An 11752-nucleotide genomic window follows, 5' to 3' on the forward strand; every position below is an offset into this window, starting at 1 on the left:
TCGGTCAGTTCGGGTAGGGCCATAATGTATCAGTATGAAATGAATGATCAATATACTTTTGATTTTACGCTGATACGGCAAGAGCATGCGATTGAATCTATAAACGATTTCAGTAGTATTTTTGTTTCGCCGAAACCGACTGCACCCGTTTCAGACGGCCTTGATTTATGCCGCAACCAAAATGCCCTGTTCCAACCATTCCGTCCATTTTTGCCTTAATGCGTCCTGCCAAGCGTTTTCAGACGGCATGAACTCTGCCAGCATGGTCTGCAGGCCGTTTAGGGAAGTGGGCGTTTCTGCCAGCGTTTCCAGCAATAAGGCATCGAAATCGTCGAGCGTTTGGTACATCACGTCATCTTCCTTATCGCGCCACACCAAAACAGCAGTTTCCGCCTCCTGCAATTCGTCCGTCACGTCATACTGATAACGGCGCACAAAGGCGGCGGGAGAAAGGGTGTAAGCCAAATCGTCTGAATCGGCATGGGTTGTTTGGCTATCGGTCTGAGCGGTTTCGGCGAGCAGCTGGGTGTGTTCAAAGTCCATCAATGCCAAGAGGTCATCTGAAAGCGGCAGGCTTTGGCAATATTGGAGGAACTCGCCGGGGATTTCTTGAAAATAGGGCGTTTGAGCGCGCGCGTTGCGGACGAAACCTTCTTTCAGACGGCCCCATTCTTCGCTGTCAAAGTATTGCAGCGTTTCGGTATAGCAGCGGTCGATAAAGCTGTGAATATTGTTGCGTATCAGGCGGATATAGACATTCAACCGCTCTTGCGGCAATCCGTCTGCGGCTTTGCCTTCGCGTATGGCTTGGGCAAAGCGGTGTTGGTATTGGGCGGAGGTTTCAGGCTGCATGACGGTATTCCTTTCCGGCACGCATTTGATAGTCGGCGATTTTAGCGACTTCGGCTTCGAGTTCGGCAAAAGGCGGAAAATTGAAATCGCGTTCCAACAGGGTGGGCGGAATCGTCGGCAGTTTGGCATAGGCCAGTTCGAGCAAATCCCAAACAGTCGGCAATACTGCGGCGCCGTGGGTATCAATCAACAATTCGGGCGTTTCCACGTCATGTCCGGCAATATGGATATAGCACACGCGCTCTGCGTCCACATTTTCTAAAAAGGCTTCAGGCGACAACAGGCCGTGATTGACGGCGTTAACGTAAATATTGTTCACGTCCAAATGAATGCCGCAGTCGGCTTCACGGGCAACCGCGTTGAGGAACTCGACTTCGTTCATCTCGGCAAGCGGAGAATGCAGGTAGTAGGAGGTGTTTTCCACGGCAATACGGCAGCCCAACCGATCCTGCACTTCGCGGATACGGCGCGCGGTATGTTGTACCATTTCTTCAGTGAAAGGCAGCGGCAACAAATCGTAAAGATGACCGCCGTCGTGGCAGTAGCTCAAATGGTCGGAGAAAAACGTGCAATCGTAACGGCGCATCATTTCTTTGATTCCGTCTATCAAATCGGTATCCAACGGGGCTTGTCCGCCCAACGACATGGATAATCCGTGCAACGCCAGCGGCAGCCGTTCCGCCACGCGGTCAAACTGTTTGCGCGCCCTGCCACCCATTTTCAGCCAGTTTTCGGGAGCGGCTTCGATAAAGCGTATCGGGCTGTCGTCTGAAAGCGAGAGGAAGTCTTCCGCCAAGTCGCGGCGGTAGCCCAAGCCTGCGTGTTGAATCATGGTGATGTCCTGTTATGGTGCCGTATGAACGACAAAGTCGCATTTTCGTTTATAAAATGCGACTTTGTTAAAGGTATGTTGCAGGATTATTTAGAACCGCATTTACCTTCGCCGCATTTGCCTTCTACTACTTTGGCAGCTTTGGCTTTAGATGCTTTGCCTTTTTTAGCGTGAGTTTTTTCCACGGTTGAACCGCATTTGCCTTCGCCACATTTGCCTTCGCTTGCTTTAGAAACAGCGCTTGCACCGCATGAACCTTCACCGGCTTTAACCGCACCGCAAGAGCCTTGAGCAGATTTCTGAACACCTGCTTTGCTGCTTAACGGTTTATCAGCGGCAACAACGCCGGCAGCCAGAGACAGGGACAGCGCACCGGCCAAAGCAGCAGCTACATTTTTTTTCATTTTAACTTCCTTTTTAGAATACGAGTTTAAATAAATCAAGGGATAATATCGGGCATTTAAAGTCGGCCCGCGACCGTTAATCCTTAAAGAAAATGCTTGATACGACAACAGCGTTTCTTCAGCAGGGCATCCAAAGACAGACGGCCTGCGCCCTGCAATAGGACAGGAAATAAAACCACCAAATAAATCAGTGCTATTTTATAACCGTTGTCGCACACATTGTAACCCAAGCCGGCATGTACCGCAGACCATGCGACAGCCGTTACGACCATCAATCCCAGCGCGGACAGCCGCGTTGCCAAGCCGACGATGAGCAGCGCAGGCAAAACCAGTTCCGCCCACATGGCCAAATTCCAGTTGACCGTATCCGACAACAAATTGAACGGAAAGGGAAATTGACTGTTTATTTCTGCAAACCAGTTTTCCCCGTTCCATTTTTCCAAACCGGACTCAAGAAATTCATACGCGGCAAAAAGCCTGAGCGTCAACAAACCGAAAGCAGCCTGCCAAGAGGGGTTGGATGAGGTGTTCATTTATTTTCCTAATCAATGTGTGTTGAATGGGATGGGACGAAAAATCAATCGGCACCATCCCATATTTCATGCCTGTTTAGACGCGGCAGCTTTAAAAAACTGACGAAATAAATAAAGTTATTTTCTTATTCATTGTTTTATAAAGATTAAAAATTCAAAAGGCCGTCTGAAACACCATGCTTGATTGGGTTTCAGACGGCCTTTAATGATGAACGCGGTCAATCAATCCGCTTGTTTACACAATTCGACAATTTCTGCGCCGTATTTGTCGATTTTCTCCTCATTCATGCCGTGGATTTCCGCCAACTCCGCCAAATCTTGCGGCCGTCGGGCGGCAATCGCGCGCAGGGTAACTTTGCTGCATATCTGATAGGCTTCGAGGCCTTCATGGCGGGCAGTATCGATGTTCCACTGAAGCAGACGGCGCATCAAACGGCGTTTGCGTTTATCCTCTTCGCTCAGGCCGTCTGAAAACGGGCGGCAGATGTTTAAAATGCCCTCGCCGTATTGCTCGATACGTTTTTCGCCGAGTTTATACACGCCTAAAAGGTCGATGGGTTCGGCAGGCGTATTGGTCAGCAAATCGTCCATGCTTTCGTTGGAGAATACCGTTCCCAGCGTCACTTGATCGGCACTTGCCTGCTGCTCGCGCCAAGTTTCCAAAACCTGTTTTAAGGCCTGTTCGCGCTCGCCCAAGCTGTGGATAACTTGTATATTATCTGTGGAAACTGTACCGGCTTCGGCCGTTTCGCAAACGTCGAGTATCTCCAAACCGAATTTATTGATTTTCGCCTCACCCAGGCCGTAGATTTGATGTAAATCTTCCAAACTTCGGGGCATTTTTTCGACAATATCGCGCAGGGTTTTGTCGCCGCAAACCACATAGGCCGGTACTTCCTCCGCCTGGGCGCGTTGTTGACGCCATTGGCGCAATGCCTGCCACAAACGCTCTTCGCGCTCGGTGCGCAACCAATCGTCTTTCGGCTTTTGGGTGGCCGTTTTTTCGCGGCGCAGGGGACGCAACATGACTTCGGTTTCGCCCTTGAGGACTTTTTTGGCCGCTTCGGTCAGCTGCAAGGCTTGATGCTGCTCGACGTTGACGGTGAGATAGCCCAAGCTGATGCACTGGCGGATGACACTGCGCCATTCCTTGTCAGTCTGTTCGCTGCCGATGCCGAATGTGGATAACTTGTCATGGCCGTTGCGCAGTATCCAATCGTCGCTTTTACCGCGTAAAAGGTTGGTGATGTAACCGGCGGCAAAGCGTTGTCCGGCGCGGTACACGCAGCTGAGTAATTTTTGCACCAACACCGTGCCGTCAAACCGCACGGGCGGATGCAGGCAGTTGTCGCAATGGCCGCAGGGTTCGGATTCTTCGCCGAAATGTTTGAGCAGCAGTACGCGGCGGCAGGCGGCGGTTTCGCAGACGGAAAGCATGGCATCGAGTTTTTGCATTTCGATTTGCTTTTGCACCTCGTCGCTGTTGCCTTCGGCAATCCGTTCGCGCAGCAACACCCAATCGTTCAAGCCGTAACACAGCCAGCTCACGGCAGGCAGACCGTCCCGGCCGGCGCGCCCCGATTCCTGATAGAAATGTTCGACACTTTGGGGCATATCGAGATGGGCGACAAAGCGCACGTCGGGTTTGTCTATGCCCATGCCGAACGCCACGGTCGCCACCACGATAATATTGTCTTCATGCGTAAAGCGGCGTTGGTTTTCCTCGCGCACGTCCATGCTCAAACCGGCATGATACGGAATCGCCTCCAAGCCATTTTCACACAAAAACTGCGCCACATCCTCGACTTTTTTGCGACTTAAACAATACACAATGCCGCTTTGCCCATGCATCTGCTTGCGGATGAAATCCAGTAATTGTTTTTTACCATTATTTTTTTCGATAACCTGATAATAAATATTCGGGCGGTCAAAGCTGGAAATAAATTCGGGCGCATTGTCCAAGTGTAGATAATGCTTGATGTCGGCGCGCGTGGCCGCATCGGCGGTAGCGGTCAGGGCGATGCGCGGGACGTTCGGATAGCGTTCGGCAAGCATGCCGAGCTGTTGATATTCGGGGCGGAAATCGTGTCCCCATTGGCTGACGCAATGCGCCTCATCAATGGCAAACAGGCTGACGGTTTGTTGGTCGAGAAAACGCAAAAAGCGGTCGGTAACCAAGCGTTCTGGTGCGACATAAAGCAGTTTCAGACGGCCTTGGGCAAGCTTGTCGGCAATCTCGCGCGCCTCATCTGCCGATGTGCTGCTGTTGACTGCCGCCGCTTCAATCCCGGCCACATGCAGGCTGGCTACTTGGTCGTTCATCAGCGCAATCAGCGGCGATACGACAACCGCCACGCCTTCGCGCATCAGCGCCGGAATCTGGTAACACAAAGACTTGCCCCCGCCCGTCGGCATCAGCACCATCAAACTCTCGCCGCCGGCCAAAGCATTGACGATAGCCTCCTGCTTGCCACGAAATTCGGGATAACCGAATACTTCGTGCAAAATCTGTTTGGAGGTCGGCTGAAGCATAATGGTTCCGTAGAATAGGGGAAAGCGTTATTTTAACGGTTTTACACCCGCGTATGTGCGGAACATTTTGCCGCCGCTTTTTCAGACGGCCTGAAATTCAACTCTATTAAAGTTATTTAATTTTAAATAAAGATTTATTTTGTTTTAAATGAAATGCACAAAGGCCGTCTGAATCCTAATCTTCGGATTTCAGACGGCCTTTCAAAAATAAAATCTTTAGGCTTTTTTGACGAACTCAGATTTCAAGTTCATCGCGCTGCCATCGATTTTGCAACCGATATTGTGGTCGCCCTCTTGCAGGCGGATGCCTTTGACTTTGGTGCCTTGCTTGATGACCATAGAGCTGCCTTTGACTTTCAGATCTTTAATCAAGACAACCGTATCACCATCTTGCAATACCGCGCCGTTGGCATCTTTGACTTCCAAGGCATCATCGCTTGCAGCCGCAGCATCGGCCTCGTTCCACTCATGGGCGCACTCAGGGCAAACGTATTGGGCACCGTCTTCGTAAGTGTATTCGGAGTGGCATTTCGGGCAGGAAGGTAGGGACATGAGGTTTCCTTATAAATATGATAAAAGAAGCGTAAAACGCAAATAATACAATGTCTAAATTATTGATTCGCCTTGCTGCCGCCTACGCCGTAAACGGCATTCCAAGCCGCGTCCAACATTTGGCCGGCTTGTTGCAGCTTGGCATTTTGCTGCTCTTTCTGAGCCAAAGCCGTCTGAATTTCGCCTTTCAAACGGTCAATATCGGATTGTGCGGCCTGCAAACGGCGCTGCGCGCTTTCCAAATCACTTTGCAGGGAAATGATTTTGCTGTCGTTGCTGTTTTGCTCATGCAAAGCGGCACGGTAAACCGATTGGACGGACAGCAAACGGTCTTCCGCCTCACCGGCATACGCGGCAGCGGCGGATAACATCATCAGGGCAAGTAAGGTTTTTTTCATGGGTTTTCCTTTAAAGTTGTTTGATTTGTAAAGTAAAGCGCAGAGCCGATTTTTCCGCCGCCAAGTTTACATAATATGCTTGTTGGTCTTTGTTCTTGATGGCTTATTTTATCCAATCCGGACATTCAGGCTGCCGATAAAAGTTAATTCAATCGGCAGTTGTAACAGGCAGGCGGCTATTATTTTCTCATATTCTCCGCCTTATTCCATTATTTTCTGGTTTTATTATAAAAGGCCGTCTGAAAAATTTTCAGACGGCCTTTTTGAGTTTCACAATGATGGCTCTGCCTCTCGTCAAAAAGCTTTCCTGTATTTTTAAATTACAGTCATATTTAAATATGTAAATATGATTTATTTATTGTAAAATTTATCCTTTAGTCATGCCGGAGCATATGGTGTTGCGGCTGTCTGCATCTTTTTTAATTCTTCTTCCATGAGAACCCTATGATGAAAAGCAACCATCTCGCCTATGCCGTTTTGGCAGCCCTACTATCTATCCAAACCCTGCCGGCTTCTGCAGCCAAATCTGATACTGCTTCTGCCGTCGAGGCATCCGGGCAAGAAGCGCAACAAGCCTCAGACTCTATCGCAAACTACGTTGACGACCAGATCGTCCAAGGCCCAGCAACCGTTGATTTGGGCAATCAGGCCAAACTGAAACTACCTGCAAAAATGGTCTTTGTGAAAAAAAATCGCGCCAATGCCATGATGAGAGAAGCAGGCAACGCTACAGATCCCAACCGCTACGGCCTGATTCTCCCCGAGTCGGAAAACGAGGACGGTGATACTAATTGGATGGTAGACCTAACCTTTACCGATTCCGGCTATATCAAAGACGATGATGCCAAAGAATGGGATGTTGAGGCCATGCTCGAGCAGCTGAAAGAAGGTACCGAGGAACAAAATAAAGAGCGTGCCTCCCGCAACCTGCCGGAATTGGAAACACGCGGCTGGGTAGAAAAACCGCAATATGATGCAAAGACCCATCGTCTGATTTGGTCGATTGACGTTCTGAATAAAAACGAACCCGATCCCAATCCTGCCATCAACTACAATACTTTCCAGCTGGGACGCGAAGGCTATATTGAATTGACTATGATCACCGATTTGAAAAGCATAGATCAATACAAACCTATTGTGCAAGAATTGTTGGGCAATATCGAATTCAATGAAGGCAAGCGCTACAGCGATTTCAATGCGGCAACCGACAAAGTGGCCGAATACGGACTGGCTGCCTTGGTTGGCGGTATCGCTGCAAAAAAACTGGGATTATTAGCTTTGGCCGGCGCATTACTGGCTAAATTCGGCAAACTGATTATTTTTGGTGCTGTTGCAGCAGGTGCATTGTTTAAAGGCCTATGGCGCAAAAAAGATAAAAACAAACCGAGCGAAGAAGAATAAATAAATCCTGTTCAAAATAAAAAGGCCGTCTGAAAACTTGGCATTCCCAGTTTTCAGACGGCCTTTTATCATTCATGCCTTACGAACGGATCCGTTTCAACACTTCTTCTTTGCCGATCAAAGCCAATACGGCATCGACGCTTGGGGTTTTCGCCGTACCACAGACTGCGAGGCGCAAAGGCATACCGAGTTTGCCCATTTTGATGCCTTCTTCGTCGCAGAAAGGTTTGAAGAGGTCGTGGATGGCTTCGGCGGTCCAGTCTTCCAGCCCTTCGAGGCGTTCAGCAAAGCGCAGCATACGGGCGGCGGCTTCGTCGTCCCAGTGTTTCTGCATGTCTGCTTCGGCCGGCGTTTGTTTGACGTAGAAGTAGAGGCACTCGTCGGCAAGCGTGTTCAGGTCTTGGGCACGGTCTTTGACCAATGCCAACACGTCTTCCAAAGCAGGCTTGCTTGTTTCATGGATATCGCGCAGGGCGAGGCGCGGTTTCACCATTTCGGCCAGTTTTTCGTTGGCGGTGATTTTGATGTGTTCGCCGTTGATCCAGTAGAGTTTTTTCAAGTCCATACGGCTTGGAGACGGGGAAACGTCTTTCAAATCAAACCATTCGATGAATTGTTCCATTGTGAAGAATTCATCGTCGCCATGCGCCCAGCCTAAACGTGCCAGATAGTTGAGCATGGCTTCGGGCAGGATACCCATCGCGCCGAAATCGGTAATGGCAACGGTATCGCCGCTGCGTTTGGAGATTTTTTTGCCTTGTTCGTTAAGAATCATGGGCAGGTGGCCGTATTCGGGCAGATTTGCACCGATGGCTTTTAAGATGTTGATTTGTTTCGGGGTGTTGTTCACATGGTCGTCACCACGGATAACGTGGGTAATGCCCATGTCGTAGTCGTCCACGACAACGCAGAAATTGTAGGTCGGCGTGCCGTCGGCGCGGGCGATAATCAGGTCGTCGAGTGCTTCGTTGGGGATGGAGATTTCGCCTTTGACCAAATCCGTCCATTTCGTAACGCCGTCCAAAGGCGTTTTGAAGCGGACGACGGGTTGAACGTCGGCAGGGATTTCGGGCAGAGTTTTGCCTTCTTCCGGACGCCAACGGCGATCGTACGTCGCCGTGCCTTCTTTTTCTGCTTTCTCGCGCATGGCTTCCAGCTCTTCTTTGCTGCAATAGCAGTAGTAGGCATGGCCTTTTTCTAAAAGTTCGGCGATGACTTCTTTATAGCGGTCGAAACGGCGGGTTTGGTACACGACGTTGTCGGCGTTGTCGTAGTTCAGGCCGACCCATTTCATGCCGTCGAGGATGATGTTGACGGATTCGGCAGTAGAGCGCGCCAAGTCGGTATCTTCGATACGCAATAGGAACTCGCCTTTATGATGGCGGGCAAACGCCCATGAAAACAAGGCGGTGCGTACGCCGCCGATGTGCAGGTAGCCGGTGGGGCTGGGGGCGAAACGGGTTTTGACGGTCATGATGGCTCCAAAGTCTTTTAAAACAGGTATTTTACTTTTTCGGCAAAGTTTAAACAATGTACGGCCGTCTGAAAATAATGTCAGCGCAGAAGGACCGTCTGGGAACTTTTCTACTGAAAACAAGACAAATGATAATTATTTCTTTGAAAGTATCCGCTCATGAACAAACGCGCTTTATTTACCGCCCTCGCCCTCCTGCCCCTTTTTGCCCAAGCCGAAATCAAAACTATCAAAGACGTATTGGGACGCGAAGTCAAAGTCGATGTCCCTGTCAAACGCGCGGTTTTGGCGTTTTACTATCCCGACTATATCGCGGTAACGGGCGCGGACAAATTTAAAAACGTCATCGGCATTTCGCGTGAGTTTTGGGAGAAATTCAATCCCGGCAGCTGGGCGATGTTCAAACAGAAGCTGCCTACGCTGCAAAACATTGCGGACATCGGCAACATCAGCACCGGCACGTTTTCACTGGAGAAAACGCTCGCGCTCAAGCCGGACGTATTGATTCTGGCCGACTGGCAGTATAAGGCCATCGCCACCCATCTGCCGCGCATTAAAGCGGCAGGCATACCCGTCGTCGTGGTCGATTTCAACGCCGAAACCGTCGCGCGGCACACGCGCAGTGCGGAAATTTTCGGCGAACTCAACGGTACGCAGGCGCGCGCCCAAAAAATTGCCGCCGAATACGCCCGAGGCATTGCCGATATCCAAAAACGCGTCGCGCGCGCCAAGCAGTCCAAACCGAAAATCTATATCGAGTTCGGCGACAAAGGCCCGTCCGAATACAGCTACACCTTCGGCAAAGATATGTGGGGCGCGATTGCCGACACAGCAGGCGGCAACAATATCGCCGCGCCTTACGTTAAAAACTGGGGACCGGTAAACCCTGAAAAATTCCTGACGGCCAAACCCGACGTCATCGTCATTTCGGGGACGGAAAACGGCCATAAAGACAAGCCTGACATTATGGCGATGGGCATAGGCATCAGCCAGGCCGATGCGCAACGCCGACTGGCCGGATTTGTCAAACGCAAAGGCTGGGCAGACATTCCTGCCGTCAAAAACAAACGCGTTTACGGCATCTACCACACCGCCTCCCGCTCGCTCACCGATTTGGCCAGCGCGCAATTTATCGCCAAAACCCTGTATCCGCAGCAGTTTGCCGACATAGACCCAAACAAGACCTATCTGGACTTCTACCGCAAATACCTGCCCGTCGTGCCGGACGGTACGTTTTACATCCGATTGAAATAGCGGCTGCAAAAATCATAGGCTCAGGCCGTCTGAAGATTCAGACGGCCTGAGCATGCTATGCCGATAAAGATTTAATGAGTATAATTACTGTTCTTTCAACAAAATTACTGAGTACATAATGAACGGACAAAACCAAATCGGCCATCAACAGGCTCCAATTGTAAGCGTCAAAGAATGGTTGATAACAAACTTGATTATGATGATTCCGCTGGTCAATATAGTTATGATGCTTGTATGGGCATTCGGCTCAAACACCAATCCAAATAAAGCTAATTATTTCAAGGCTACCTTGATTCTGTTTGCCATCGTAATGGTAATTTATCTGGTACTGGCTGTAGTCTTTTTTGGCAGTGTAGCTGCAAATCAATATCAATAAGTAAGAATACATTTAGGCCGTCTGAAACCTAAAAGGCTTCAGACGGCCTTTTACATGGATTACCGAAAGCTCAAGCACCTATCCAATTCCAAACTGCATCGCTCCATTTGCCGATACGGTAGAGAAACAAAGAATAGCTCTCCTGCATCAGGAACTTGGCTTTCTTGTTGCGCTCGTCAAAGCGCGTGGTCGGGGTGGCGGAGAACTGTGCGTCTGACAAGCCCAAATCGGCGGCCATTTCTTCGGCGCGCGCCAAATGATACGGGTCGCTGACAACGATAATGCTACCGATGCCGTTGGCGTGCATGATGGGGACGATATTGCGCAGGTTTTCGTAAGTGTTGCGCGATGTGTTTTCAAACAGGATATTGTGCGCCGGTATGCCCTGCTTGAGCGCGTATCGGCGCCCCACTTCGGCTTCGGTCATAAATCCTTTTTTGGGCGTGCCGCCGGTGAAAATGATTTTGCCGACACGATGGCTTTGGTAGAGCGTGATGGCGTGGTTGATGCGCTCACGGAATACCGGCGACGGGCGTTTGTCCCACGCTGCCGCACCCAATACCACCGCCGCATCGGCATGAACGTCCTTCGGCAAGGTGTGCGAACCTGTCCGGTAAATCTGCCATGTGCCGCTCAAAAAAATACCGCACACCAGCAAAACGCTCAAAGCAAGGCCGCGAAACAGGTAATATCGCAGGCCATTGCGGCTTTTAAGCAGGGAAATCATCTTCAGACGGCCTTATCCAACCCTATCAGCCGAGTAGGGCGGCAATGTTTTCCAACGGACGGCCGATGGCTGCACGCGTAGGCGTTACCAAAACGGGGCGCTCAAGCAGGGCAGGGTGTTCGGCGATTGCCTGAAGCAGGGCGGCATTGTCCAAATCGGGATTGTCCAAACCCAATTCTTTGTACAAATCGTCTTTCGTGCGCATCATGCCGCGCACCGATTCGATGCCGAGTTTGGCAAACATATCCTGCAAAGTCGCCAAATCAGGCGCGGTATCCAGATATTTGACCACGTCGGCGGCAACGCCTTTTTCTTCGAGCAAAGCCAGCGCGGCACGCGATTTGCTGCAACGCGGGTTGTGATAAAGTGTGAATTCAGACGGCATGAAAGTCTCCGTATTATTGCAAAATCATTCAA

Annotated in this window: 13 protein-coding genes; 3 read left to right on the top strand and 10 right to left on the bottom strand. The window is 50.3% G+C overall.

Annotated features, from left to right (window positions below; all coding sequences use genetic code 11):
- Nucleotides 1-165: 165 nt before the first annotated feature.
- The 7 genes from ACTHUE_RS05555 to ACTHUE_RS05585 all read right to left on the bottom strand — a co-directional run bounded on the left by ACTHUE_RS05555 (nucleotide 166) and on the right by ACTHUE_RS05585 (nucleotide 6103).
- A complete protein-coding gene (locus ACTHUE_RS05555; RefSeq protein ID WP_004519153.1) occupies nucleotides 166-852 on the bottom strand; it encodes an HvfC family RiPP maturation protein in 687 nt (228 codons plus the stop codon).
- The gene (locus ACTHUE_RS05560; protein ID WP_004519154.1) at nucleotides 842-1684 is read right to left on the bottom strand and encodes an HvfB family MNIO-type RiPP peptide maturase; all 843 of its coding nucleotides are present in this window, start codon (nucleotides 1682-1684) and stop codon (nucleotides 842-844) included. Before ACTHUE_RS05560 ends, ACTHUE_RS05555 begins: the two co-directional genes overlap by 11 nt.
- Before the next feature lie 86 nt (nucleotides 1685-1770).
- Nucleotides 1771-2088 carry an HvfA family oxazolone/thioamide-modified RiPP metallophore gene (locus ACTHUE_RS05565; protein WP_003686668.1) on the bottom strand — a complete coding sequence of 106 codons (318 nt, stop codon included), beginning with the start codon at nucleotides 2086-2088 and terminating at the stop codon, nucleotides 1771-1773.
- An 83-nt stretch (nucleotides 2089-2171) separates the two neighbouring features.
- Nucleotides 2172-2621 carry an HvfX family Cu-binding RiPP maturation protein gene (locus ACTHUE_RS05570; protein WP_004519155.1) on the bottom strand — a complete coding sequence of 150 codons (450 nt, stop codon included), beginning with the start codon at nucleotides 2619-2621 and terminating at the stop codon, nucleotides 2172-2174.
- Between the two features lie 222 nt (nucleotides 2622-2843).
- Complete coding sequence (gene recQ, locus ACTHUE_RS05575) at nucleotides 2844-5153, bottom strand: DNA helicase RecQ (RefSeq protein ID WP_004519156.1); 2310 nt, start codon at nucleotides 5151-5153, stop codon at nucleotides 2844-2846.
- A gap of 216 nt (nucleotides 5154-5369) precedes the next feature.
- A complete protein-coding gene (locus tag ACTHUE_RS05580) occupies nucleotides 5370-5705 on the bottom strand; it encodes a zinc ribbon domain-containing protein YjdM (protein WP_004519157.1) in 336 nt (111 codons plus the stop codon).
- Nucleotides 5706-5764: 59 nt separating this feature from the next.
- Entirely contained in the window at nucleotides 5765-6103 is a 339-nt protein-coding gene (locus ACTHUE_RS05585; RefSeq protein WP_004519158.1) for a hypothetical protein, read from the bottom strand.
- A gap of 444 nt (nucleotides 6104-6547) precedes the next feature.
- Between ACTHUE_RS05585 and ACTHUE_RS05590 the strand changes: the two genes are divergently transcribed.
- Nucleotides 6548-7504: a DUF2167 domain-containing protein gene (locus tag ACTHUE_RS05590; protein WP_004519160.1), complete on the top strand. Its 957-nt coding sequence runs from the start codon at nucleotides 6548-6550 to the stop codon at nucleotides 7502-7504.
- Nucleotides 7505-7583: 79 nt separating this feature from the next.
- Here the strand turns inward: ACTHUE_RS05590 and gltX are convergent, their stop codons facing one another.
- Nucleotides 7584-8978, bottom strand: a complete 1395-nt coding sequence (gene gltX / locus ACTHUE_RS05595; RefSeq protein WP_004519161.1) for a glutamate--tRNA ligase — start codon at nucleotides 8976-8978, stop codon at nucleotides 7584-7586.
- Nucleotides 8979-9137: 159 nt separating this feature from the next.
- Between gltX and ACTHUE_RS05600 the strand changes: the two genes are divergently transcribed.
- Nucleotides 9138-10232: an ABC transporter substrate-binding protein gene (locus ACTHUE_RS05600; protein ID WP_070461002.1), complete on the top strand. Its 1095-nt coding sequence runs from the start codon at nucleotides 9138-9140 to the stop codon at nucleotides 10230-10232.
- Between the two features lie 118 nt (nucleotides 10233-10350).
- Nucleotides 10351-10608, top strand: a complete 258-nt coding sequence (locus tag ACTHUE_RS05605; protein WP_070837238.1) for a hypothetical protein — start codon at nucleotides 10351-10353, stop codon at nucleotides 10606-10608.
- Nucleotides 10609-10678: 70 nt separating this feature from the next.
- Here ACTHUE_RS05605 and ACTHUE_RS05610 read toward each other — a convergent pair whose 3' ends face one another.
- Together ACTHUE_RS05610 and arsC are read right to left on the bottom strand one after the other, a co-directional pair.
- The gene (locus tag ACTHUE_RS05610) at nucleotides 10679-11335 is read right to left on the bottom strand and encodes a YdcF family protein (protein ID WP_070837240.1); all 657 of its coding nucleotides are present in this window, start codon (nucleotides 11333-11335) and stop codon (nucleotides 10679-10681) included.
- A gap of 25 nt (nucleotides 11336-11360) precedes the next feature.
- A complete protein-coding gene (gene arsC / locus ACTHUE_RS05615; protein ID WP_004519164.1) occupies nucleotides 11361-11720 on the bottom strand; it encodes an arsenate reductase (glutaredoxin) in 360 nt (119 codons plus the stop codon).
- Nucleotides 11721-11752: the final 32 nt, after the last annotated feature.

This window comes from Neisseria sp. P0021.S005, assembly GCF_051956955.1.

Excerpts from the sequence above, each read along its gene's own strand:
- ACTHUE_RS05555 (WP_004519153.1), bottom strand. The coding sequence starts at position 852 with ATGCAGCCTGAAACCTCCGCCCAATACCAACACCGCTTTGCCCAAGCC.
- ACTHUE_RS05560 (WP_004519154.1), bottom strand. The coding sequence starts at position 1,684 with ATGATTCAACACGCAGGCTTGGGCTACCGCCGCGACTTGGCGGAAGAC.
- ACTHUE_RS05565 (WP_003686668.1), bottom strand. The coding sequence starts at position 2,088 with ATGAAAAAAAATGTAGCTGCTGCTTTGGCCGGTGCGCTGTCCCTGTCT.
- ACTHUE_RS05570 (WP_004519155.1), bottom strand. The coding sequence starts at position 2,621 with ATGAACACCTCATCCAACCCCTCTTGGCAGGCTGCTTTCGGTTTGTTG.
- recQ (WP_004519156.1), bottom strand. The coding sequence starts at position 5,153 with ATGCTTCAGCCGACCTCCAAACAGATTTTGCACGAAGTATTCGGTTAT.
- ACTHUE_RS05580 (WP_004519157.1), bottom strand. The coding sequence starts at position 5,705 with ATGTCCCTACCTTCCTGCCCGAAATGCCACTCCGAATACACTTACGAA.
- ACTHUE_RS05585 (WP_004519158.1), bottom strand. The coding sequence starts at position 6,103 with ATGAAAAAAACCTTACTTGCCCTGATGATGTTATCCGCCGCTGCCGCG.
- ACTHUE_RS05590 (WP_004519160.1), top strand. The coding sequence starts at position 6,548 with ATGATGAAAAGCAACCATCTCGCCTATGCCGTTTTGGCAGCCCTACTA.
- gltX (WP_004519161.1), bottom strand. The coding sequence starts at position 8,978 with ATGACCGTCAAAACCCGTTTCGCCCCCAGCCCCACCGGCTACCTGCAC.
- ACTHUE_RS05600 (WP_070461002.1), top strand. The coding sequence starts at position 9,138 with ATGAACAAACGCGCTTTATTTACCGCCCTCGCCCTCCTGCCCCTTTTT.
- ACTHUE_RS05605 (WP_070837238.1), top strand. The coding sequence starts at position 10,351 with ATGAACGGACAAAACCAAATCGGCCATCAACAGGCTCCAATTGTAAGC.
- ACTHUE_RS05610 (WP_070837240.1), bottom strand. The coding sequence starts at position 11,335 with ATGATTTCCCTGCTTAAAAGCCGCAATGGCCTGCGATATTACCTGTTT.
- arsC (WP_004519164.1), bottom strand. The coding sequence starts at position 11,720 with ATGCCGTCTGAATTCACACTTTATCACAACCCGCGTTGCAGCAAATCG.